The sequence below is a fragment of the Thalassospira lucentensis genome (assembly GCF_050516545.1).
Taxonomy (GTDB): Bacteria; Pseudomonadota; Alphaproteobacteria; order Rhodospirillales; family Thalassospiraceae; genus Thalassospira; species Thalassospira lucentensis_C.
Map to the genome: position 1 here is coordinate 3,410,442 of NZ_CP191544.1, position 22,111 is coordinate 3,432,552.

Sequence of the window (22,111 nt, forward strand, 5' to 3'; positions counted from 1 at the left end):
GCCTGAATGCTTTTGATCTGATCGATCTTATGATTTCAGATCAACATACGCATGGGCGTTGGCATGATCTTTAAGTGCCGCACACGCCAACGACCAAGATTGATCGCCATCATAAAGGGTCGAACGCAAGTAAGCCCATGTCATGCGCTGCACGATGGCAAGACGATCAGGATCTTCATCATCTGTTTCCTTTGCGTCATACCCTGCCACGCCGCCAAGGCCGTGCTTTCCACCAATTAAGGTCAATAGCGCATCCGCCCCCGGCCCATGATGATAGGAATCCGTATGCCAAGCCGCACCGCGTGTGGTCAGGTTCGGGTTCACATCACTGTCGCCCACAACAACCAGTGTCTTTGTGCTCAGATGTGAATAATCCGGATTCAGTGCTGTATAGTTTTCACGCGCAAAATCACTGAGGCTGTCACCGCCATTGCCCGGTGCCGCCAGAAGAACCCCTGCGGTAATGCGCGGTTCAATCACATTCACATCAATAGCCGTGTCATCAGATATGTCGGTTAGTCGGGTGCCCAGCAACATGCCAACCGTTTGGCCGCCCATCGAATGTCCGATTGCCGCAATCCGGCTATGATCCAGACGCCCTGCAATCGCCGGAACAGCGACCTCTATCTCGTCAAGCTGATCAATGATCTGTTTCATGTCCGCCACTCTTGATCGCCAGAATAACGGACCACCCGGCGCGCTTGGATCAAGACCAGCGACCTTTGAATTCGCATGCGTTGGCTGGATCACAACAAATCCATGCGCCGCATAGAAATCCACCAGCGGCCCATATCCATCCTTTGACGGAATATAAAGCGACGGTCCATGACCATGAGATAGCAAAATGATCGGAAGCCGATCACCTGTGACCGGTGCCGTAATCCGCAATGCGATCGGCAATCCACGATTCGGCGCATCAAGAATGACCGGACTGACAGAGATCGTTTGGCACGGCTCTGAACAAGGAATATGCGTCGCTGCGGTGATAAGATTGTTCAAGGGGGAACTCCTGGTTTTCGTGGCAAAGAACTGTAGTTTCGCCTATAACGTCGAAGCGGAACATTGATCCAGAAACAAATGGAACATCGATCCGTTTACGAAATTCATATATGGAACACTGATCCGTTTATCAAGAAGTAATGCGGAATGATTGCTGTTTGACAGCACATGGAGAAGCATTTGGCCGAGGCAGAAAAAGGGGAAGCAACCCCACACGGCATTGATATGTCGCAAAAAAAACGTGTCCGTGCTGACGCACAGCGTAATGAAGATGCCGTGCTTGAAGCCGCCAAAGAGATCTTTGCAAAATCGGGGGTGGATGCGCCTGTGCGGGAAATTTCTGCGAAGGCCGGGGTTGGAGTCGGCACACTTTACCGCCGCTTCCCCAAGCGATCTGACCTTGTCGCCGCCGTTTTCCGCCGTGAGGTTGATGCTTGCACCGCCGAAGCCGATACCTTGGCCGCGAACAACACGCCGGGCGATGCGCTCATACTGTGGCTTCGTCGTTACACCGCCTTCTTGACGACCAAACGCGGTCTTGCCAGCGCCCTGCATTCTGGGGATCCGGCCTTTGATGCCTTACCCGCCTATTTTCGGGCCAATTTTGAACCTGCGCTTGATACGTTGCTTAACGCCGCCGTCAATGCCGGTGAAATTCGCGCAGGCATTGCGCCATTTGATTTGCTTCGCGCAATTGGCAATCTTTCCGTTGCGGCAGACGCCGATGGTGCGGACCATACACGACGTATGGTAGACCTTTTGATTGACGGGTTGCGTTACAGACCCGCGAGTCCCGCGAAATAGTCGGATTTGTGTTTGGTCTGAGAACGCGCGTTGATCGGGAAATTCAGCGATCTTTCGCATGTGCAGCGCTTAATGGACTTCGTTCCATAATGCGGAAAACATCCCAAAATAACAAAACCTGCTGTGGACCCACCGGCATTCCTGCCCATATGTTGGGTCAAATGATAGCGCGGAAAAGTTCTATGGATACGCACCCCGTCGGTTGGGTGCATCCGGGCCCCCGCGAAGGTTCCAAGTCTGGTGAGAGAAAACATGACCCAACGTATTCAAAAAGGCGGCCTTCAGATTGCTGCAGTTCTGCATGATCTGGTTGCCAACGAAATCATTCCGGGAACGGAGATCAATGCTGATCAGTTCTGGGCGTCGTTTGAAAAACTCGTCACCGACCTTGGCCCACGTAACAAAGCGCTTCTGGCCAAACGTGATGATCTTCAGGCCAAAATTGATCAATGGCATCTGTCACGTCAGGACCAGCCCCGCGATCCGGCCGCCTACAAAGAATTCCTGACCGAGATCGGGTATCTTCTGCCAGAAGGCGATGATTTCTATATCGGCACCACCAATGTTGACCCGGAAGTTGCCCGGGTTGCTGGCCCGCAGCTTGTCGTGCCGGTGATGAATGCCCGCTATGCCCTTAACGCCGCCAATGCCCGCTGGGGCAGCTTGTATGACGCGCTTTATGGCACGGACGTCATTGATGATGCCGACGGCAAGGAAAAGACCAAGGGCTTTAACCCGAAACGCGGTGCTGCCGTGGTTGCCTATGCCGCGAACTTCCTTGATGAAGCCGCACCGCTTGCAACCGGGCATCATTCCGACGTCACCAAATACGAAGTCCGCGACGATGGTTCAGGCTGGTGGACGCTGGTTGTGACCTTGTCCGATGGCAGTGAAAGCGCACTGGCACAGCCATCCCAGTTCATTGGTTACAATGAAAAGAACGGCGCGCTTTCTGAAATCCTGCTTCGGAAACACAGCCTGCATATCGAAATCTGCATTGATCCAACCCACCCGATTGGCAAGGAACATGCTGCGGGCGTTTGCGATGTGATCATGGAATCGGCCGTCACAACCATTCAGGATTGCGAAGATTCCGTCGCCGCAGTCGATGCCGAAGACAAGGTACTGGCCTATCGCAACTGGCTTGGCCTGATGAAAGGTACGCTCGAAGAAAAATTCGAGAAAGGTGGCAAGACCGTCACCCGTCGCCTCAACCCGGACCGCACCTATAAGGGTGTTGATGGTCACGAGGTTGTTCTGCCGGGGCGTAGCCTGATGCTGGTACGCAATGTCGGACATCTGATGACGTCCGATGCGATTCTCGATGCCAATGGCAATGAAGTCCCTGAAGGCTTCCTTGATGCCATGATCACGGGCCTGATTGCCAAGCATGACGTCGAAGGCAAGAACGAACTGGCCAATTCGCGCCATGGCAGCGTCTATATCGTTAAACCGAAAATGCACGGCCCCGAAGAAGTCGAACTGACCAGTGACCTGTTCGCCTTTGTCGAAGGTGCGATTAACGTTCCGGAAAACACGCTTAAGGTCGGCATCATGGATGAGGAACGCCGCACCACCGTGAACCTTAAAGAATGCATCCGTGCGGCTAAGGACCGCGTTGTGTTTATCAATACAGGCTTCCTTGACCGTACCGGCGATGAAATCCACACCAGCATGGAAGCAGGCCCGGTTGTTCGCAAAGAAGCGATGAAAGACCAATACTGGATTTCAGCATATGAAAACTGGAATGTGGATGTCGGTCTTCAGTGCGGCATGAAAGGCGTTGCCCAGATCGGTAAAGGCATGTGGGCCAAACCGGACCGCATGGCCGAAATGATGCAAGTCAAGATTGGTCATCCAAAAGCCGGTGCGAAATGCGCATGGGTTCCGTCCCCAACGGCCGCCACCCTGCACGCCATTCACTATCATCAGGTTGATGTTCGTGCGGTTCAGGATGAAATCGGCAAACGCGAACGTGCCAGCCTTGATGACATTCTGGCAATCCCGCGCCTTGGCGATATCAAACCGATGCCAAGTGAAATTCAGGAAGAACTCGACAACAACGCCCAAGGTATTCTTGGCTATGTTGTCCGCTGGATTGATAGCGGCGTTGGCTGTTCCAAAGTGCCCGACATCAATGATGTTGGCCTGATGGAAGACCGCGCAACACTTCGCATTTCAAGTCAGCATATTGCCAACTGGCTGCATCATGGGCTTTGCACCGAAGAACAGGTGATGGAAACCCTGAAACGCATGGCAGCGGTTGTTGATAAACAAAATGCCGGTGATCCGACCTATCGCAATATGGCACCGAATTTTGACGGCAATGTTGCCTTTGCTGCGGCCTGTGATCTTGTGTTTAAAGGACGCGAACAGCCAAACGGTTATACCGAACCGGTCTTGCACGCACGTCGTCGCGAAGCCAAGGCAAAATACGGCGTCTGATCGATCTGTCGATTAAACTGACCCGAAATAAAAGCCGTCCGGTTGATCCAGGCGGCTTTTTCATTGCAAAAAATGCTGCAACATAAAGCGCAGCATTTTATTTGGCTTATCCAGCCAGCGTCATGATCTCATAGCCATTATTGGTGACGACAAGAGTGTGTTCATACTGAACGGTTGCATCGCCGGTATCGGCAAACAGCGTCCAGCCATCTTCACTATCGACCGCCCATTTCGCGCCATAGGACAGAAACGGCTCAATCGTGATCACCTGCCCCTTTTTAAGGACGCGACGTTCTTTGGGGTCATCCCATGTCGGGATGGTGTGGGGATGCTCATGCAGGGATTTTCCAATCCCATGACTGGCCAGATTGCGGATCAGGGTATAGCCACCTTTGCGGGCAAAACTTTCAACCTTAAGGCCGATTTCACGGATTGGTGCTTTGTCGCGCACCACCTTGATCCCCGCCCACATGGCCTTTTTTCCATCATCACAAAGCTTGGCAATTTCCGGCTTTGCCGTCCCGCAGATAAAACTGGCCCCGGTATCGGAAAAATACCCATCCAAAGACGCCGATACGTCAATATTGACCAGATCACCATCGGCCAGAACCTGATCGCCGGGAATGCCATGCGCGACAGCTTCGTTCACGCTAATGCATGTTGCACCGGGGAATTTATATTCACTTTCCGGTGCAGAAATTGCACCGGCATCCTCAAGAATTTTGCGGCCAATATGATCAAGTTCCGCCGTGGTAATTCCCGGAACCGCAGCAGCCCCCATTACATCACGGACACGTGCACAAATGCGCCCAATCCGGCGCATGTGGTCGAGTTCTTTTTCCGATGAAATTGTCATAAACTGCTTATTACGATGCCGATCCTTAAAGTCAAGAAAACCTGTTTATCCAGCAGACACTTATATCTCGACATCAAGGTTCAAAACTATTTGTAGTCAATATGTTGAAATGTTTGAACATCAAGATGTTGATCGTAACGTCGTTTTACGGATAACTAACTTTATTGCTATTTCCGAATTCTGCCCGGCAATCAACGAACAAGCGTCAATCAAACATCCGTTCACACAGTAGGCAAGTTGACAGGACATCATGACCATTATCCAGATCATCTATTGGCTTGAACTGGCCGGAGTTGCTGTCTTTGCCATTACAGGTGCACTTGAAGCATCTCGCCGACAGATGGATGTCGTTGGCTTTGTCCTGATCGCGACTTTTACCGGAATTGGGGGTGGCACCGTCCGTGATGTGATTACCGGCGCAACGCCGGTTTTCTGGATCAAGGACCCGACCTGGCTTGTGACCTGTATCGGGGCTGCGATCTTTACCTATTTCACCGCCCATCTGGTTGAACGGCGCTACGTTGCCCTGATTTGGCTCGATGCGCTGGGGCTGTCCCTGTTTGGTGTCACCGGGGCAGCGATTGGCCTTAACCTTGGCGTTTCACCATTGGTTGCCATCATTCTTGGCATGATCACCGCAACATTTGGCGGGATGGTGCGTGACGTTGTCTGCAATGAAATTCCACTTATCCTGCGGCCCGAAATTTACATCAGCTGCGCATTATTGGGCGCCAGCATCTATGTTCTTGGCACCGCCATTCTGGAATTACCGCGTGGACCGGTTGGCGCAATCGCGTTCTTTGCCTCTTTCATACTACGTGCCAGCGCGATCAAGTTCCGCATCAGCTTCCCGGTCTATAAAGCCCGTCCCGGTCGTGAATATTAACTTTCAGACCTTAGGTTAAGCCAAGAGCAGAAAGCTGATCATCATTACAGAGTAAGATAAGGCGGGCGTTATGGCGCATAAAGGTACCGGTGGATCGATGAATACGGATAGCACGAAAACAGCCGAAGAACTGTTTGAGCTCGCCACAATTGCGCAGAAAACAGACCGTCTGGAAGATGCTAAATCGCTGTATAAGTCGGTCCTTGGTAAAGATCCGAAACATGTGGATGCTTTGCATTACCTTGGCCTATGCCTACGTCAGCAGAATGCGTTGTCGGATGCCGCCGGCTATATTCAAAGGTCGTTGGAAATAAACCCGAACAATCCCTCGGCACAAAATAGTCTTGGGGCCACACTTTGTTCACTTAATCGGTTCGACGAAGCTGAAATACATTTTCAGGCCGCGATAAAGCAGAAACCTGACAATGTAGAAGCCTACCGAAATCTGGGATTAATTTGTTTTAACCGGCAGAAATTTTCTGAGGCAATTGGCTATTTTCAAACCGCCCTTTCGCATGCACCCAAGCACGTTGAAGTCTTGAAATCCTATGGAAATGCTTTGCTCCATATGGATCAACCAGACAAGGCGCTTCTGATTTTCGAAAAGGCACTTTCGATCAATGCCAGAGATGCCAATCTGCAAACCGATACTGGCATCGCATTTCAGTTGCAGAACCGTTTTCGCGAGGCAATGGAATTCAATAGCCTCGCAATCTGTATCGAACCGGGTGAAAACCGCCACTGGGCAGCCTTTTGTGCATGTATTAACGGGTTACTCCCGACACCTGCCGGCAATGTGGAAGACAAGCTTGAAATCATAATGGCGAAAGGTGATCACGCCCCGCATGACCTTATGATGCCGATCGCAGGCGCCTTATTCCATAAGACTGCCTTTCGCGAGATCATTGGTCGCTATGCCCGACATGTCACCGCAGAAACCATCCCAGTTGCAACGATATCACAAGATATCAGCCAACTTGTACAAATGCCTTTGCTGCTGCGATTGCTTTCAGACTACCCGGTTACCAATATTCTGATCGAAAAAGTTCTCACAACCTTACGACAGCATATTTTGCTTAGCTCTATTCCAATTGACGAGATCAAGCTTCCGTTTGTTTGCGCCCTTGCCCTGCAATGCTTCAATACGGAATATACTTATCTCGTTTCACAAGAAGAAGAAACGCAACTAGAAAAACTGAAACAGCATCTTCGCGACCAAATTAACGAAGGTCATTCAATCGACCCTGCCAAACTCGCATTGCTTGGCTGTTACGAGCCACTCTTTAAGGTATTTGAAACCAATGATTTCTTAGACAGCGCTTTTCCACCAGACATGGAAAAAGTCCTTACCCGGCAAGTTCGAGAACCATGTGAAGAACAATCAATACGGAACAGCATTCCTGATTGGACTGGAAGTTCAAACAACGTTTCCAAAGCCGTCCGTTCCCAATATGAAGAAAACCCGTATCCACGCTGGATTCATACGACGACGGTCACCAATCCAAGATCCGTGTCTGAATGCCTCCAATCAGCGCCACTAAACATGAATTTGGCAGATTACAAAGCCCCTGCTTCCCCTGAGATTCTTGTTGCCGGATGTGGGACCGGGCAACACGCGCTTCAACCTGCAACGCGCTTTTCCAATGCGCGCGTTACAGCAATAGACCTAAGCACAAGCAGCCTTGCCTATGCGCAACGCCAAAGTAAAAAACTTGGTGTCACCAACATAGAATTTGGTCGTGCAGACATCCTTGAGCTTTCTGCCTTGAACCAGAGCTTTGACGTCGTCGAATGTGTTGGCGTTTTGCATCACCTGGAAGACCCTATGGCGGGTTGGCAAGTTTTGACCAAGCTGCTTCGCCCAGGTGGGCTCATGAAAATCGGTCTATATAGCGAACTTGCACGCAAAGATGTCGTCGCAGGCCGACGAATTGTCAAAGAACATGGCTTCTCCGCAACGGCCGACGATATGCGCAAGTGTCGACAGTTTGTGATTGAAGAGGCTACCAAAGGACACCTGGATCTGCAGCAGCTAAGCCGTCGCAGCGATTTCTTCAGCCTGAGCGCATTTCGCGACTTGATCTTTCACGTGCAAGAACACCGGTTCAGCCTTCCGATGGTCCAACAGCATCTTGAAAAGCTACAGCTTGAATTTCTGGATTTTGAGATGGCCTTCGCCGGTGATCTGATCAGGTTCAGGGATTCAATTTCCGACCGGTCATCAAATGAAAAGCTTCTGCTTTGGCACGAATACGAAACACAGCGTCCGGACACCTTCCGCGGCATGTATCAGTTCTGGTGCCGAAAGCCTGCAAGTTGACAACGGACCATCGAGTTATTCTACGATCAACTGAACGCGGTCGCTTGAAAAAGCAGTCACACCGTATTCAATTGGAACACCTGCAAAATCAACATCGACACTTTCGGTCGAAATCACCGGGCGGTTTTTGGCCTGTTTAAGCAGGCTTGCTACACGTGAGGACGGCAAGGTAGCCGATATGCGTGTGGTTTTGCGGCTGTAGTCATCAATCCCGAAACGCTTCAATGCCTCGGTCAGTGATTTGGTTTCCATGAAAATTTCGACGATGCCGTCAAACCGGCCAGCGGGCAGATAGCTTGTCGACACGGCAAGAGGCACGCCATCGGCTTCGGAAACGGAAAAAAGCTCAATCACGCGCGTGCCGGGTTTAACATCAAGGTGTTGCGCGACTGCCGCACTGGCTTTTAGCACTTCGTGTGACACCAACCTTTTATCTGGCAGTCGATGACGGCCTGAAACAATCTGAGAAAATCGTGTTTTTGAGCCGAGCGGATAATCAAGGATCTGTTCCTGCACAAAGGCACCGCGCCCTTGCTCCACCCGAACAACGTTGGAATCGACAAGTGCTGCTATGGCGCGCCGCACCGTATGGCGGTTCACCCCAAAGCGCCGAACCATTTCCATTTCAGTTGGCATCTTGTCACCGGGCGCAAACACACCTTCTGAAATATCACTCAGAAGCTGTTTTTCAATTTGTTTCCAGATAGATAGCCCTGGCTCCCAATCCATTACATTCCCCGTTCACAAAACTTTCACTGCAAGACCTTTGCCAAGGTCGATGAATCGTCTTATAACGTCAATAGGTATAGACGTCTAGACAAATTTATCATTTGTCGAGTTGCAGGAAAGAAGGATCAGATTGATGACGGTGCAAACCGCCCCGACCGACCGGCCCGGCCAAGGTCAAAACCCAAGTGAGACTGTCGATGCAGCAACCGCTGCGCGGCAACGCTGGATGTCTGTTCTCGCCCGCACACCACGCATCACTCTTGAAACCCAGTGGTCTGCGCAATACGGCGACGAGAACTGGACCCATCTGCGCGAACCGCAAATCGGCATGGTGATGGTTCGCGGTCGTGCCGGCGGGGCCGGACAACGTTTTAACCTTGGCGAAATGACCGTGACACGCTGTGCCGTCACATTGTCGGACGGAACAGTCGGCCATTCCTACGTCAAAGGTCGCGACCGGGTGCAGGCACAATATGCCGCCCTGTTTGACGCGATCATGTTGCGTGATGGATCGGCAAGCAATTTCATCGATGATCTGGCCGAAACGCAGGCGAATGCCAAACGCGATCATGCCCGCAAGGTTGCTGCCACCAAAGTTGATTTCTTTACCCTTGTCCGCGGAGAAGACGAATGAGTGTGCAGCTCCAGACAACTGAAGTGCTTCCGGGTTTTGATCATGCAGCATTTGATTCAAACGCGGTATTTCGGATCCTGCTTGATGCCATGTCGCGTCCGGGCCGGATTTATGACCTGCCACTTGCAATTGCGTCCCCTGACGGGTTGAACGCAACAACCACGGCAGCCTTACTTGCCATGGCCGATATGGACACCACCATCTGGCTGTCTCCATCCTGCGCGGGCAAACCGGCAACCAGTCATTTGAAATTCCATTGCGGCTGCCCGATTACAACCGACGTCACACAGGCTGATTTTGCCGTCGCAAAGATTGAGGATGATTTATCTTTCATCACCGATCTTTCGGTGGGGAATGCCGAATATCCCGATCAATCCGCCACTTTGATCCTGATGGTCGACGATATCACCAATGCCCCCTCCATGACGCTTAAGGGTCCGGGCATCAAAGACAGCCATGATCTTGAGGTCAAAGGTCTTACGGCAGATTTCCATGCCTGGCGGGCCGATAACCATCATCTTTTCCCCTGCGGTGTTGATGTGATCTTCGCAAGCCCCACCAAGATCGCCGCCCTTTCGCGCACCACCAAGGTTGAGGTTTTTTAATCATGTATGTTGCCGTTAAAGGTGGCGAACGTGCCATCAACAATGCCCACCGGTTGCTGGCAGAACAGCGCCGGGGCGATAAAGACGTCACCGAAATCGAAACCGATCAGATCGAACAACAACTTTCACTGTCGGTAACGCGCGTTATGGCCGAAGGGTCGCTTTATGACCGCGATCTTGCCGCCCTTGCCATCAAACAGGGCCGCGGTGACTTGATCGAGGCCATCTTCCTGATGCGCGCCTATCGCACGACCTTGCCGCGCTTTGCCTTTTCAAAGCCGATCAAAACGGCAGAAATGGACATATCGCGCCGTATTTCCGCAACCTTTAAAGATCTTCCGGGCGGGCAGATTTTGGGCCCGACCTTTGACTATACCCACCGACTTTTGGACTTCACCCTGATGGCCAATGGCCAAGAACCGGCCGACGCACCAAGCGGTGATTTCCCGGTTGATGAAAATATGCCACGTGTTCTGGATGATATCCTGAATTACGAAGGCCTGATTCAGGATGAACCGACCCCGGTCGATGAAAATGCCCCGGTTGCCGATCTAACCCGTGAACCGGTTAAATTCCCGGCAGGTCGCGATCTGCGCCTGCAAAACTTGTCGCGAGGCGACGAAGGTTTCGTTCTGGCATTGGGGTATTCCACCCAGCGCGGTTACGCCAACAGCCACGCCTTTGTTGGTGAAATCCGCTATGGCACGGTATCGGTCGAAATCGAGCCCGAAGAACTTGGCTTTGCGATTGATATTGGCGATATCGAACTGACCGAATGTGAAACGGTCAATAAGTTCAAAGGATCGAAAACCAAACTGCCGCAATTCACCCGTGGATATGGCTTGGTGTTTGGTCAAAACGAACGCAAATCCATTTCGATGGCACTGGTTGACCGGGCCATGCGCGCCAATGAAATGGGCGAACAGATCATGGGCCCGGCACAGGATAGCGAGTTCGTTATGGAACATAGCGACAATGTGCAATCCACCGGCTTTGTCGAACATATCAAGCTGCCGCACTATGTCGATTTCCAGGGTGAACTTGAACTGGTGCGCCGCATGCGGACCGAAGTCGAAGAACGCCTTGCCAAGCTTGACGACGAAGACGCCAAATCCCAACCCAAAGCCGCGGAGTAATCCCATGGAACAAACTGCATATAATCCGGCGGATGGGGCAACGGCCTATAACTTCGCCTATCTTGATGAACAAACCAAACGCATGATCCGGCGTGCATTGCTTAAAGCCGTTGCAATTCCGGGATATCAGGTGCCGTTCGCCGGTCGTGAAATGCCTATGCCCTATGGCTGGGGCACGGGTGGCGTTCAGGTGACTGCCGCCGTCATTGGCCCGGATGATACATTGAAGGTCATTGATCAGGGCGCAGATGACACCACCAATGCGGTGTCGATCCGTCAGTTCTTTGCCAAGACCGCCAATGTTGCCACCACGGAAAAAACCGCCGAGGCATCGATCATTCAGACCCGCCACCGCATTCCAGAAAAGGAACTGCGCGAAGATCAGATCCTTGTCTATCAGGTGCCGATCCCAGAACCGCTTCGTTTCCTTGAGCCACGTGAAACCGAAACACGGAAAATGCATGCGCTTGAAGAATATGGCCTGATGCATGTGAAATTGTATGAAGACATTGCGCGTCACGGTCACATCGCAACCACCTATGCCTATCCGGTGATGGTTGATGATCGCTATGTCATGGATCCGTCCCCGACACCCAAGTTTGATAACCCGAAAATGAACGATATGGCGGCCTTGCAGTTGTTTGGTGCCGGGCGTGAAAAACGCATCTACGCCCTCCCACCTTACACCAAGGTCAAAAGCCTCGATTTCGAAGATCATCCGTTTGACATCCAGACCTGGGAAGATGAATGCGGTATGTGCGGCGCACGTGACAGTTACCTTGATGAAGTCATCCTCGATGACAAGGGCAACCGCATGTTTGTCTGTTCCGACACCGATTACTGCGCAGAACGCCAGGAAGCAGGCCATCGCGGCCAGCAACATCATGACCAACCCCTTGGCAGCTCCCAGAGCGGAAAGGCAGCAGAATAATGACCAGCATGAATGATCCGCTTCTGCACGTTGACAACCTGACCATGATGTATGGTGACCGGGTTGGCTGTAAGGATGTCAGCTTTGAACTCCGTCCGGGTGAAGTTCTTGGCATTGTTGGAGAATCCGGTTCTGGCAAGTCAACTTTGCTGCGCAGCATTTCTGCCCAGCAGGAACCGACCAAAGGCATTGTTGAATATCAAACCCGCATTGATGGCACCCGTGATGTCTATCAGATGTCCGAAGCCCAGCGCCGCCTTTTGATGCGCACCGATTGGGCGTTCGTGCATCAGAACCCGCGCGACGGTCTTCGGATGAATGTCAGTGCCGGGGCCAATATCGGTGAACGCCTGATGGCCATCGGGGATCGTCATTACGGCAATATTCGCCAAAATGCCGATAACTGGCTGGGCAAGGTCGAAATCGCGTCTGAACGCCTTGATGATTTGCCGTCAACTTTTTCGGGGGGGATGCAGCAACGTCTGCAGATTGCCCGTAACCTCGTAACCAGCCCGCGCCTCGTCTTCATGGACGAACCCACGGGTGGCCTGGATGTCTCTGTTCAGGCCAGATTGCTCGATCTGCTGCGCGGGCTGGTTCACGACCTTAATCTGGCGGTGATTATCGTGACCCATGACTTGGCGGTCGCACGTCTTCTGTCGCACCGGCTGATGGTGATGCAACAGGGTAAGGTCATTGAACATGGCCTGACCGATCAGGTCCTTGATGACCCGCAGCATGCCTATACCCAGCTGCTTGTTTCTTCCATTCTTCAGAACTAGACCGGGGCGCAGAAAATGTCTGAAATGCTTCATGCTCATAACGTCGCCAAAAGCTTTACGCTCCATACCCAAGGCAGCGTGACAATTCCGGTTTTTGAAGGCGTGGAATTTGGCCTGTCGGCCGGGGAATGCATCGTGCTGACCGGGGAATCCGGATCGGGAAAAAGTACCTTCATGCGCATGCTTTATGCCAATTACACATGTTCACAAGGCTCCATCAAGGTTCTTCATGATGGCGGCTGGCTTGACCTGACCACAGCAAACCCGCATTCGATCCTTGATGTTCGCAAACGCACATTGGGCTATGTCAGCCAGTTCTTGCGTGTGATCCCGCGTGTTCCAACCCTTGAAATTGTCGCTGAACCACTTGTCGCATTGGGCACATCACGCGAAGCTGCAATGGATAAGGCGCGTGATCTTTTAACCCGCCTCCGTATCCCTGAACGTCTGTGGCAGCTTTCCCCATTGACCTTTTCGGGTGGGGAGCAGCAACGTGTGAATATTGCGCGCGGCTTCATTGCCGATTATCCGATCATGCTGCTTGATGAACCGACCGCATCGCTTGACGCCCAAAATCGTGCCACTGTTCTGGAATTGATTGAAGAAGCCAAGAAACGCGGTGCCGCCATTGCCGGCATTTTCCATGACCACGAGACCCGTGATGCCGTCTGCACCGGGTCGTTTGATGTGACTTCGTTTAAAGTTGGGGCCAATGACTGAACAGATTTTTACCAACGCCAAACTTGTTCTGGCCAATGAAGTCATTGACGGTTCGGTTCAGGTCAAAGACGGCCTGATCACGGATGTTTCCGACCGGCCTTCCAACCTTCCGGGGGCGGAAGACATGGGCGGGGATTACCTGATGCCCGGTCTGGTCGAACTTCATACCGATAATCTCGACAAACACCTGACCCCGCGCCCTAAAACCCGCTGGCCCGCCACGGCTGCCGTGGTTGCGCATGACAATCAGGTTGCCAGTGCCGGAATTACCACGGTGTTTGATGCTGTATCGATTGGCGATGTCAATGAAGGGTCCGAGCGGATTGTTCGGTTGGTTGAATCGGTCGAGGCCCTTGGCCATGCGCAGGACAATGATCTTTTGCGTGCCGACCATAAATTGCATCTGCGCTGTGAAACATCTTTCCCCGGTATGATCGAGGCCCTTGGCAAACTTGTCGATATGCCATTGGTCAAAATGCTGTCGGTGATGGATCACACACCGGGGCAGCGCCAGTTTGTCAGTCTGGATGCCTATTACACCTACTATCAGGGGAAATATGGCCTGAACGATGAAGAGATGCGCAAATTCATCGCGACGCGTAAACGCGATGCCGAACTTTATTCGGTAAAGCATCGCCGTCATGTTGTCGAAACCGCCCATGCCAAGGGTCTTGCCCTTGCAAGTCATGATGACGCGACAACGGCCCATGTGGCCGAGGCGGTTGAAGATAAAATGACCGTGGCAGAGTTCCCGACAACCCTTGAGGCAGCAAAGGCATCCCATGAAGGTGGGCTTGGCGTCATGATGGGTGGACCGAACCTTGTGCGTGGGGGATCACATAGTGGCAACGTTGCCGCCGGTGATCTGGCCAGGAACGGTTATCTTGACATTATTTCCAGCGACTATGTCCCGCACAGCTTGCTGCATGGTGCGATGAAGCTGTTTGATGACTTTGACGGGTATGATTTACCCCGCGCCATTCGCACCATTTCCCTCAACCCGGCAACCCATGTTGGCCTGACCGATCGCGGTGAAATTGCGATTGGCAAACGCGGTGATCTGATCCGGGTGCATCATTCACCGCATCACCCGATCGTGCGCGGTGTCTGGCGTCAAGGTCGGCGCGTATCATGACCGGGCGCCATGCAAAAGATGGCGCCCCCCAATCTGGACTTCTTGTCCTCGTTGTCGGCCCCAGCGGGGTCGGCAAGGACACGCTTCTTGATGCAGCGCGCGATCGTCTGAGCAACACCCCCCATATTTGCTTTCCGCGCCGCTGCATCACCCGTCCAGCCGGCGCAATTGGGGAAGCCCATATTCCCGTTCGGCCGGAAGATTTCGGTCAGATGGCACGACAAGGTGCCTTTCTGCTGAGCTGGAAGGCACATAATCTGTGCTATGGCATCCCACGCCATGTTCAGGATGATGTGGCATCGGGCAAGACAGTCATCGTCAATGTATCACGCAGCGTGATTGACGATGCCCATAGTCTTGTCGGTCGGGACAATGTCCGGGTGGTCAGCATCCGCGCCAATATTGATGTGTTGCGCCAACGCCTTCATGCCCGCGGGCGTGAAGATGCCCTTGATATCGAACGCCGCTTGGCCCGTGCATCCGCCTATCATGTGGATGGCGACAATATCGTCCATGTCGATAATGACGGGGATTTGGAAACCGGGATTACGCGGTTCATCGAAGCCGTTGAAATGCCCATGCCGATTGCCAATCGGGCGTAACGTTCGATCCGGGCCACTCTATTTCACAAAAAATGCTGCAGTGTTTTGCTGCAGCATTTTTGTTATCCCGTCAGGGCGAACCGGCTTAAAAGCCGGAAAGGTTTACCGCCCCCCGGATCACCAAACAGGCAGACATCCGCGATTGCAAATGGATCTTTGCACAGAGGTCCGACAACCGGTTTAAGGGCGTTTTCAAACCGGCAGACCTGATCGGTTTCAAGCTTGTTGGTCAGGGTCAGATGGAAACGGAATTCTTCCATCACATAAGGATAACCCCACTGGGTCAGATAAGCTTCCTGCCGATCTGTCAGCCCCACCGCACGGCGTTTATTCATCGCCGCTTCATCTTCCGGTTCACGAAAACCATCAAGACCCCGGACCAAAGACGCCGCCAGATCACCCGATGGCGCAACCGGATCGGTCGGCACCAACGCCAAGAAACGCCCGATGGCTTTCAACGTCAAAGGTCCGCACAAAACCGGTGCAATCTTTGCACAACATGCGTTGATCGCCGCTTCCAGATCCGAACGACTGTAACCGGGCCGCAGGGCAAACGGCGGTTTCAAGGTGCCGTGAAAACCATACCGCACCGGCGATGTTGTCGCCGTGGCAATCTCGCCGGGATCAAGACCATCGACGTTCAGTCGCGCAACATCAGCACCACTGATGCAATCCCGGCCAAGCCAGGCATCCCCAAACTGCCCAAGGGCACTTTGCGGGTTTGGGGCAAAATAGATCGCATAACGTTGAAAATCGGTCATGAAAACTCTTTGAAAGGCTGGCTTTGAACAACGTAGATGCAGTTTGGGAATCTTGGTGATGCAAGGCAACTTTGAAATTGAAGAAAAATGCCGGAGGTCACTTTACCTCCGGCATATGTTTCAGCGCATCCATGAAATATGATCCCTTAGATCGTATCGTATTTCAGGCAAAATTCCCGAACTGGAAGCCTGCGAAAATCGTTCAGACTTTCGCGCAGCATTTCATGGCTCCAGTCCCACCATCGAATGCGCAACAGGGCATCGATGATATCGGCCTCAAACCGTGGTCGCAGCGGTGCGGCCGGAACACCCGTTACAATCGTGTAGGGGGCGACGTCTTTCGTCACCACCGCACCGGATCCAACGACCGATCCAATCCCGATCGTTACCCCGCCTTGAACAATCGCCCCGTGACCAATCCATACGTCGTGATCTAGCTTCACCCGCTTTTCCCGACGCCAGTCGAAAAAGCTTGGGTCATCGTCCCCCAACTCATAGGCGCTGGAACGATATTGAAAGTGATGCATCGATGCCCGGTCCATCGGATGTTGCCCCGGATTGATCCGGGTATGGGCCGCGATATTTACAAACTTGCCAATGTCGGAATAGATGATTTCGCTGTCATTCACGACATAGGAATAATCATCCATTTTGGTTTCCCGGACCGAGGTACGCGGACCAACTTCGGTCCACATCCCCATGTCGCAATCTACAACGATAGCTGTCTGATCAATGGTCGGTTCCTGTGACAATGCCTTCATGGCCGGTTTGGCCTGCGTGATATGAAAGCTCATGGATCAGGTCACCAGTTTACGCAGACGCTGTGAAACCATATCGAGCAAACTGACCGAAATGATGATGATGATCATGACAGCAGCCGTTTCCGCATAATAGAACCCGCGGATATATTCCCACAGAACCATGCCGATACCACCCGCACCAACGATGCCAAGAACGGTTGCCGAACGGACATTGGATTCAAACCGGTAAAGCGAATAGGAAATCCAAAGTGGCAAGACCTGGGGGATAACGCCAAAGATCACTTCCTGCAGCGCGTTGGCACCGGTTGCCCGAATGCCTTCAACCGGTTCAGGGTCAATGGCCTCAACCGCCTCGGAAAACAGTTTGGCCAAAACACCGGTTGTATGAATCCAAAGCGCAAGAACACCGGCAAACGGACCAAGACCGACGGCCACCACGAACAGCATGGCAAAGACCATTTCGTTGATCGCACGGAAGGAATCCATCAGGCGACGTACCGGCTGATATACCCAGACCGGAACAATGTTTTCCGAACTTAGAATGCCAAACGGAATGGAACAGACGATAGACAATGCCGTTCCCCAGATCGCGATCTGGATGGTGATCCACATTTCTTCGACATACATCTTCCACATCAGAAAATCAGGCGGGAAGAAGCCATCGGCAAAGTCGACCATGTTGCCGCTGTTTTCAATCAGCGACATCGGGCGCATATCCGCCCCTTCCCATGACCAGGCCAGAAGGCCAAGAACAATCGCCCAAAGCAGGAAGCTCGTTGCCGACCGTTTAAGGTCACGCGGCGGAAGTTCCGTTGCGGCAGATGATGCGGAAGAAATGCTGCTATTCATCGTGTTAATCCCGGATGGTAAATGCAAACAGGGAGCGCACTTGTGGTGCACTCCCTGTCGAAAGGCCGATTACTGGTAAGAAACCAGAACGTCGAGTTCAGCCAGTTTCTTGTCGATCTCAGCAACACGCTCTGCTTTTTCTTCAGCAGAAAGCTCTTCGGTGTTCTGGATTTTCAACTTGTCTTTGAACAGGGCAAGCTGACGGATCGGGTAAAGCTGCGCGTTGGAGCTTTCCATGAATTTACCCATGCCATCCTGAATACCCGACAGAACTTTTTCCGCAGCAACCGTGTCGCCCATACGGCCGTAACCAAGGAAGAACGCCTTGATTTCGGATTTCAGGTCGCGCGACATGTCTTTACGATAAACCATCGGGTCAGACGGGATCAGCGGCGAGGTCCAGATAACACGAACTTTATCGGTAACTTCCGGTTTGACCATCTTGGTACGTGCAAGCTGCTCGGAATTGTTGGCAGCAACATCAACCTGACTGTTGGCAGTCGCCATCAGGTTGGTTTCGTGGTTCGCGTTACGGACGGTTTTGAAGCACTCTTTCGGGTCAACACCGTTTTTGGCAAACACATAGTAAGACGGAACCAGGAAGCCCGAGGTCGAGTTCGGATCACCAATACCGAAATTCAGCGAACCATCACATTTGAGCATGTCTTCAAGGGTTTTGACCTTGTCGTTACTTGCCTGGGTGATGATGTGGGAAAAATAGCCGTCAGTGCCATCTGCCTTGGTCGTCTGAACGAAAACTTCACCGCCTGCACGGTCAACAGCTTCCATTGCCGACTTGTTGCCGAACCAGCCAACGTGAACCTTGCCAAAACGCATGCCTTCGATGATACCGGCATAATCTGGTGCGAAGAATGCCTCAATTTCCATACCGAGTGCTTCTTCCATGTCGTCAATCATCGGCTGCCATTGGGCTTTCAGATTGGAACTGGACTCAGTCGAGATGAAACCGAAAACGAGGGTTTCCGGGTCTTTTTCAAGCGGCTTGAATTCAACATCGGCTTTGGCAACAACAGATGCCAGCATCGTGGCTGCAAATGCTGCGGATGCAATTGTCTTAACGTTCATAAGAAGTCCCCTGTCAGATTTGGTTAGACATGATTTCAAAGAGGTAAGGCAGTCATGAAAACTGGCCCGGCTAGCTCATTGCTTTAGCCAGTGCCTTTTCTGCGACGGCTTCCTTCACCGGCATGTCGGTGTCATCAGAACCATCCGCAAAAAGCTCGGAAGAATATTCGCCGTAAAGTTCGTGCAGGAATTCCGGCGTCAACTGGGTTGAAGGCCCGTCAAATACGACTTCACCATCGCGCATGGCGATGGTACGTTTGCAGTAATCCTTGGCGTAATCAACCTGATGAAGAGAAACGATAACGGTCACGTTGTCTTCGCGGTTTACGCGATCAAGTGTGTTCATCACCTTGCGCGAGGATGCCGGGTCAAGCGACGCAATCGGCTCATCCGCAAGGATCAGACGCGCACCCTGTGTGATGGTCCGCGCAATCGCCGCACGCTGTTGCTGACCACCGGAAAGATTACGGGCCTTTTTGCTGGCATGGCCATCAATGCCCACACGATGAAGTGCGTTCATCGCGCGCATTTTTTCCGCCTTGGTAAACAGGCAAAGTGACCCGCGCCATGATGGCACACGGCCCAACAGGCCCATCAGCACATTGGTCATAACCGTCAAACGGCTTACAAGGTTGAATTGTTGGAAAACAACGCCAATTTCCGCCCGGACTTTGCGTGCCCCGCGGGAAATTTTGCCGTTTTCCTGAATGGTTTCGCCAAACACGACAATTTTGCCGCCATCACGATCGCCGCGCAGCAAACCTGCAATGTGACGGATAAGCGTGGATTTTCCTGAACCCGATGCACCAATCAGCGCCACCATTTCGCCTTCCCGCACCTGCAGCTTGACGCCATTCAGCGCACGCTTGTCACGGGTAAAGCTTTTGTTCAGTCCAGAGATATCTACAACCAGCATCAAAGAATCGCCTGCATGTGTTTCGCTGGAAGATGAAACTACGCATGAACGGCGACTCTACGGTGACACTGATGTTACAGTTCAATGATTACGGCAGCTAAATTCTCCGGATAACAATCAAACTTGTCTATACATCAAGTATTAGAACAAATACTCAAACGAGTTATTTAAACAAGAACTGTAACAAAACATGATTATCCAAGATAAATTATGTGAAAATATTCAATATTTAAGTGTACAATAAAAAAACACACACAATTTATAGTGCGCACTGCAAACCAGTTACCTCATAAATGACAAACTACTTAAGTTCTTCGATTGCTGCGATCACGTCTTCTTCGATTTCAATTCCATCCGCTTCTGCCGCAAGACGCGCTGACTTTCCCCGACGCCCCGGAAGACGAACGCCCTCTTCCGCAGCAAGTGCGTTGGCAATTTCAGCAAGGTGTTCACTCACCCCCGGCCCACCCGATGCTGCGGGATCAATTGCAATGATCATTTGCCCCAATGCCGGTGGCTTGCCTTTATCATCGAACAACGACGATGACTGATGACCAAACTGTGCACCCGTCAGTCCGGCAGCAAGAAGTTCAACCATCATGGCAAGGGCAGCACCCTTTACCCCGCCCGCAGGAACCATTGTGCCGTCCAATGCCTTGACCGGGTCCGTTGTTGGATTGCCATCCGGATCAAACGCCCAGTCATCAGGAATGGCCACACCCTTTTGCTTGGCTGCCATGATCTTGCCCCGCGCCACTTTTGACAGGGCCAAATCAATAATGATCGGATCACCGGCAGTACCGACCGGTACACCAAAGGCAATCGGATTGGTGCCAAACATTGGTCGCCGCCCACCCCATGCCGCCATCGCAGCCGGCGCATTTGCAAACATCATCGCGGCCAAACCCCGTTGTGCGAGACGTTCCACCGTCAGGCCCATCACCCCCGCATGATGTGACTTATATATAGAGGCAATCGCAATCCCCTGCTTGCGGGCCATATCGGGTAAGTGATCCATCATCAGATCAAGTGCCGGATAGGCAAACCCATGCTGCGCATCAATCCGCAAAACACCCGGTGCGGGCTTTTCCGCCTGTGGCACGGCAACCCCGTCAACCTTACCAGCCCGGGCTTGTGCGGAATATGCCGGAACGCGCCGGAAACCATGTCCGCCCTGCCCGGATGCCTCAGCCGCAACCAGCGCGGTTGCAACCGAGGCCGCATTATCTTGACTTACATTGCAGCGCATCAAGGTGTTGCTGACAAGCGCGTGGGCATCAGACAGGGAAATCTTCATCGTGATGGGACCTTGGGTTTTGGATATTGCGGGATTTTGGCAAAGGATGGCAGGTGGTTTAGAGCCTGTTGCAAACATAGTCCCATGATCGGCCATCAGGCAAAGATGTTTTCATATGCGCCATAGGTTTCACAGCACATAACCGCCCCTTAAAAATATCTGACACTGTGCTAAAATCTCGCCCTAAACATGCATCACCCTGCCCGAACCTTACTTACACGTGCTGTCAAAATGCTGCTTGGCTTAATCTGAAGCACACAAGATTGATTTCAATGATCGTATGGGACTGCGATCAAACACAGGAATTCAAATATGTTCAGCGTTAAACCGATGATGCTTTCTTCCATCGCACTTTCAGCCGCCCTGTTACTGGCGGCGTGCAACACCACCGGCCAAAACGATATGGCAAGTGACTGGTCATCTGTCACCGGCAAGGACTGGCAACTCACGATGGTGGTGGATCGGGATAAAATGCTCAGCCCGACGGCACCTGTGACTGCCAGTGCCCATTTTGCCGATGACGGGAAGGTCAGCGGGTCAAACGGCTGTAACAGCTATTTTGGCACATATACCCAAAACGCAGAGAACCTGACATTCTCGCCACTTGGTGCAACCAGAATGGCCTGTATCAACACTGCGATGAACGTCGAGAATGCCTTTAACAATGCGACCGGACAAGTTGCCAACTGGCAGGTTTCAGACGGTATGCTGGTACTTAGCGATAGCAACGGCAAAGCTGTGATGAAATTTACTCCAAGCGCACCTTAAGTTTCTGGCCATCTCAATCACGCTGCGACTGAACATAAAGAATGGCGCCATATGGCGCCTCAGACTGCTGACGAACCCCGTCTTTTTGA

General features: G+C 52.3%; 22 protein-coding genes. 13 read left to right on the top strand and 9 right to left on the bottom strand.

What is annotated here, in order from left to right; all coding sequences use genetic code 11:
* Positions 1 to 27: 27 nt before the first annotated feature.
* On the bottom strand, positions 28 to 999 hold the full coding sequence (locus ACQ0MK_RS15555; protein ID WP_430473377.1) for an alpha/beta hydrolase family protein: 972 nt from the start codon (positions 997 to 999) through the stop codon (positions 28 to 30).
* A gap of 180 nt (positions 1,000 to 1,179) precedes the next feature.
* Between ACQ0MK_RS15555 and ACQ0MK_RS15560 the strand changes: the two genes are divergently transcribed.
* Together ACQ0MK_RS15560 and ACQ0MK_RS15565 are read left to right on the top strand one after the other, a co-directional pair.
* Positions 1,180 to 1,803 carry a TetR/AcrR family transcriptional regulator gene (locus tag ACQ0MK_RS15560; protein ID WP_430473378.1) on the top strand — a complete coding sequence of 208 codons (624 nt, stop codon included), beginning with the start codon at positions 1,180 to 1,182 and terminating at the stop codon, positions 1,801 to 1,803.
* A gap of 252 nt (positions 1,804 to 2,055) precedes the next feature.
* Positions 2,056 to 4,248 carry a malate synthase G gene (locus ACQ0MK_RS15565; protein WP_430473379.1) on the top strand — a complete coding sequence of 731 codons (2,193 nt, stop codon included), beginning with the start codon at positions 2,056 to 2,058 and terminating at the stop codon, positions 4,246 to 4,248.
* 106 nt (positions 4,249 to 4,354) lie between these two features.
* Here the strand turns inward: ACQ0MK_RS15565 and map are convergent, their stop codons facing one another.
* On the bottom strand, positions 4,355 to 5,104 hold the full coding sequence (gene map / locus ACQ0MK_RS15570; protein ID WP_350048110.1) for a type I methionyl aminopeptidase: 750 nt from the start codon (positions 5,102 to 5,104) through the stop codon (positions 4,355 to 4,357).
* Positions 5,105 to 5,354: 250 nt separating this feature from the next.
* On the opposite strand from map, the gene ACQ0MK_RS15575 reads away from it, so the two are divergent.
* Positions 5,355 to 5,990, top strand: a complete 636-nt coding sequence (locus tag ACQ0MK_RS15575; protein ID WP_350048106.1) for a trimeric intracellular cation channel family protein — start codon at positions 5,355 to 5,357, stop codon at positions 5,988 to 5,990.
* Between the two features lie 70 nt (positions 5,991 to 6,060).
* A complete protein-coding gene (locus ACQ0MK_RS15580) occupies positions 6,061 to 8,310 on the top strand; it encodes a tetratricopeptide repeat protein (RefSeq protein ID WP_430473380.1) in 2,250 nt (749 codons plus the stop codon).
* A gap of 15 nt (positions 8,311 to 8,325) precedes the next feature.
* Here ACQ0MK_RS15580 and phnF read toward each other — a convergent pair whose 3' ends face one another.
* Positions 8,326 to 9,039 carry a phosphonate metabolism transcriptional regulator PhnF gene (gene phnF / locus ACQ0MK_RS15585; protein WP_430473381.1) on the bottom strand — a complete coding sequence of 238 codons (714 nt, stop codon included), beginning with the start codon at positions 9,037 to 9,039 and terminating at the stop codon, positions 8,326 to 8,328.
* Positions 9,040 to 9,172: 133 nt separating this feature from the next.
* On the opposite strand from phnF, the gene phnG reads away from it, so the two are divergent.
* From phnG to phnN, 8 genes are read left to right on the top strand one after another with little or no spacing between them, the layout of a single operon-like run.
* Complete coding sequence (gene phnG, locus ACQ0MK_RS15590; RefSeq protein WP_430473382.1) at positions 9,173 to 9,673, top strand: phosphonate C-P lyase system protein PhnG; 501 nt, start codon at positions 9,173 to 9,175, stop codon at positions 9,671 to 9,673.
* Positions 9,670 to 10,278, top strand: coding sequence for a phosphonate C-P lyase system protein PhnH (phnH, locus tag ACQ0MK_RS15595; RefSeq protein WP_430473383.1), 609 nt, complete (start codon positions 9,670 to 9,672; stop codon positions 10,276 to 10,278). The genes phnG and phnH overlap by 4 nt, the downstream gene beginning before the upstream one ends.
* A gap of 2 nt (positions 10,279 to 10,280) precedes the next feature.
* Positions 10,281 to 11,414, top strand: a complete 1,134-nt coding sequence (locus ACQ0MK_RS15600; RefSeq protein WP_430473384.1) for a carbon-phosphorus lyase complex subunit PhnI — start codon at positions 10,281 to 10,283, stop codon at positions 11,412 to 11,414.
* 4 nt (positions 11,415 to 11,418) lie between these two features.
* Positions 11,419 to 12,345: an alpha-D-ribose 1-methylphosphonate 5-phosphate C-P-lyase PhnJ gene (locus ACQ0MK_RS15605; protein WP_430473385.1), complete on the top strand. Its 927-nt coding sequence runs from the start codon at positions 11,419 to 11,421 to the stop codon at positions 12,343 to 12,345.
* The gene (gene phnK, locus ACQ0MK_RS15610; RefSeq protein WP_430473386.1) at positions 12,345 to 13,127 is read left to right on the top strand and encodes a phosphonate C-P lyase system protein PhnK; all 783 of its coding nucleotides are present in this window, start codon (positions 12,345 to 12,347) and stop codon (positions 13,125 to 13,127) included. The genes ACQ0MK_RS15605 and phnK overlap by 1 nt, the downstream gene beginning before the upstream one ends.
* A gap of 15 nt (positions 13,128 to 13,142) precedes the next feature.
* Positions 13,143 to 13,847 (top strand): phosphonate C-P lyase system protein PhnL, encoded by a 705-nt coding sequence (gene phnL, locus ACQ0MK_RS15615; protein ID WP_430473387.1) that lies wholly within the window; start codon positions 13,143 to 13,145, stop codon positions 13,845 to 13,847.
* On the top strand, positions 13,840 to 14,982 hold the full coding sequence (locus tag ACQ0MK_RS15620) for an alpha-D-ribose 1-methylphosphonate 5-triphosphate diphosphatase (protein WP_430473388.1): 1,143 nt from the start codon (positions 13,840 to 13,842) through the stop codon (positions 14,980 to 14,982). Before phnL ends, ACQ0MK_RS15620 begins: the two co-directional genes overlap by 8 nt.
* Positions 14,979 to 15,584: a phosphonate metabolism protein/1,5-bisphosphokinase (PRPP-forming) PhnN gene (gene phnN / locus ACQ0MK_RS15625; protein WP_430473389.1), complete on the top strand. Its 606-nt coding sequence runs from the start codon at positions 14,979 to 14,981 to the stop codon at positions 15,582 to 15,584. Before ACQ0MK_RS15620 ends, phnN begins: the two co-directional genes overlap by 4 nt.
* Positions 15,585 to 15,646: 62 nt before the next feature.
* Here the strand turns inward: phnN and ACQ0MK_RS15630 are convergent, their stop codons facing one another.
* From ACQ0MK_RS15630 to ACQ0MK_RS15655, 6 genes are all read right to left on the bottom strand, one after another.
* Positions 15,647 to 16,345, bottom strand: coding sequence for a DUF1045 domain-containing protein (locus tag ACQ0MK_RS15630; protein WP_430473390.1), 699 nt, complete (start codon positions 16,343 to 16,345; stop codon positions 15,647 to 15,649).
* A gap of 146 nt (positions 16,346 to 16,491) precedes the next feature.
* Complete coding sequence (locus tag ACQ0MK_RS15635; RefSeq protein ID WP_430473391.1) at positions 16,492 to 17,139, bottom strand: chloramphenicol acetyltransferase; 648 nt, start codon at positions 17,137 to 17,139, stop codon at positions 16,492 to 16,494.
* Positions 17,140 to 17,142: 3 nt separating this feature from the next.
* Positions 17,143 to 17,955: a phosphonate ABC transporter, permease protein PhnE gene (gene phnE, locus ACQ0MK_RS15640; protein ID WP_430473392.1), complete on the bottom strand. Its 813-nt coding sequence runs from the start codon at positions 17,953 to 17,955 to the stop codon at positions 17,143 to 17,145.
* Between the two features lie 69 nt (positions 17,956 to 18,024).
* Entirely contained in the window at positions 18,025 to 19,041 is a 1,017-nt protein-coding gene (phnD, locus tag ACQ0MK_RS15645; RefSeq protein ID WP_350041216.1) for a phosphonate ABC transporter substrate-binding protein, read from the bottom strand.
* Between the two features lie 70 nt (positions 19,042 to 19,111).
* Positions 19,112 to 19,957, bottom strand: coding sequence for a phosphonate ABC transporter ATP-binding protein (gene phnC, locus ACQ0MK_RS15650; RefSeq protein ID WP_350041215.1), 846 nt, complete (start codon positions 19,955 to 19,957; stop codon positions 19,112 to 19,114).
* A gap of 301 nt (positions 19,958 to 20,258) precedes the next feature.
* Positions 20,259 to 21,254 (bottom strand): Ldh family oxidoreductase, encoded by a 996-nt coding sequence (locus tag ACQ0MK_RS15655; RefSeq protein WP_430473393.1) that lies wholly within the window; start codon positions 21,252 to 21,254, stop codon positions 20,259 to 20,261.
* 312 nt (positions 21,255 to 21,566) lie between these two features.
* Between ACQ0MK_RS15655 and ACQ0MK_RS15660 the strand changes: the two genes are divergently transcribed.
* Positions 21,567 to 22,022 carry an META domain-containing protein gene (locus tag ACQ0MK_RS15660; protein ID WP_430473394.1) on the top strand — a complete coding sequence of 152 codons (456 nt, stop codon included), beginning with the start codon at positions 21,567 to 21,569 and terminating at the stop codon, positions 22,020 to 22,022.
* The last annotated feature ends 89 nt before the right edge of the window (positions 22,023 to 22,111 follow it).

Bases quoted from the DNA above. Each gene is read 5' to 3' on its own strand.
- ACQ0MK_RS15565 (WP_430473379.1), top strand. From the start codon at position 2,056: ATGACCCAACGTATTCAAAAAGGCGGCCTTCAGATTGCTGCAGTTCTG.
- map (WP_350048110.1), bottom strand. From the start codon at position 5,104: ATGACAATTTCATCGGAAAAAGAACTCGACCACATGCGCCGGATTGGG.
- ACQ0MK_RS15575 (WP_350048106.1), top strand. From the start codon at position 5,355: ATGACCATTATCCAGATCATCTATTGGCTTGAACTGGCCGGAGTTGCT.
- ACQ0MK_RS15580 (WP_430473380.1), top strand. From the start codon at position 6,061: ATGGCGCATAAAGGTACCGGTGGATCGATGAATACGGATAGCACGAAA.
- phnF (WP_430473381.1), bottom strand. From the start codon at position 9,039: ATGGATTGGGAGCCAGGGCTATCTATCTGGAAACAAATTGAAAAACAG.
- phnG (WP_430473382.1), top strand. From the start codon at position 9,173: ATGACGGTGCAAACCGCCCCGACCGACCGGCCCGGCCAAGGTCAAAAC.
- phnH (WP_430473383.1), top strand. From the start codon at position 9,670: ATGAGTGTGCAGCTCCAGACAACTGAAGTGCTTCCGGGTTTTGATCAT.
- ACQ0MK_RS15600 (WP_430473384.1), top strand. From the start codon at position 10,281: ATGTATGTTGCCGTTAAAGGTGGCGAACGTGCCATCAACAATGCCCAC.
- ACQ0MK_RS15605 (WP_430473385.1), top strand. From the start codon at position 11,419: ATGGAACAAACTGCATATAATCCGGCGGATGGGGCAACGGCCTATAAC.
- phnK (WP_430473386.1), top strand. From the start codon at position 12,345: ATGACCAGCATGAATGATCCGCTTCTGCACGTTGACAACCTGACCATG.
- phnL (WP_430473387.1), top strand. From the start codon at position 13,143: ATGTCTGAAATGCTTCATGCTCATAACGTCGCCAAAAGCTTTACGCTC.
- ACQ0MK_RS15620 (WP_430473388.1), top strand. From the start codon at position 13,840: ATGACTGAACAGATTTTTACCAACGCCAAACTTGTTCTGGCCAATGAA.
- phnN (WP_430473389.1), top strand. From the start codon at position 14,979: ATGACCGGGCGCCATGCAAAAGATGGCGCCCCCCAATCTGGACTTCTT.
- ACQ0MK_RS15630 (WP_430473390.1), bottom strand. From the start codon at position 16,345: ATGACCGATTTTCAACGTTATGCGATCTATTTTGCCCCAAACCCGCAA.
- ACQ0MK_RS15635 (WP_430473391.1), bottom strand. From the start codon at position 17,139: ATGAGCTTTCATATCACGCAGGCCAAACCGGCCATGAAGGCATTGTCA.
- phnE (WP_430473392.1), bottom strand. From the start codon at position 17,955: ATGAATAGCAGCATTTCTTCCGCATCATCTGCCGCAACGGAACTTCCG.
- phnD (WP_350041216.1), bottom strand. From the start codon at position 19,041: ATGAACGTTAAGACAATTGCATCCGCAGCATTTGCAGCCACGATGCTG.
- phnC (WP_350041215.1), bottom strand. From the start codon at position 19,957: ATGCTGGTTGTAGATATCTCTGGACTGAACAAAAGCTTTACCCGTGAC.
- ACQ0MK_RS15655 (WP_430473393.1), bottom strand. From the start codon at position 21,254: ATGAAGATTTCCCTGTCTGATGCCCACGCGCTTGTCAGCAACACCTTG.
- ACQ0MK_RS15660 (WP_430473394.1), top strand. From the start codon at position 21,567: ATGTTCAGCGTTAAACCGATGATGCTTTCTTCCATCGCACTTTCAGCC.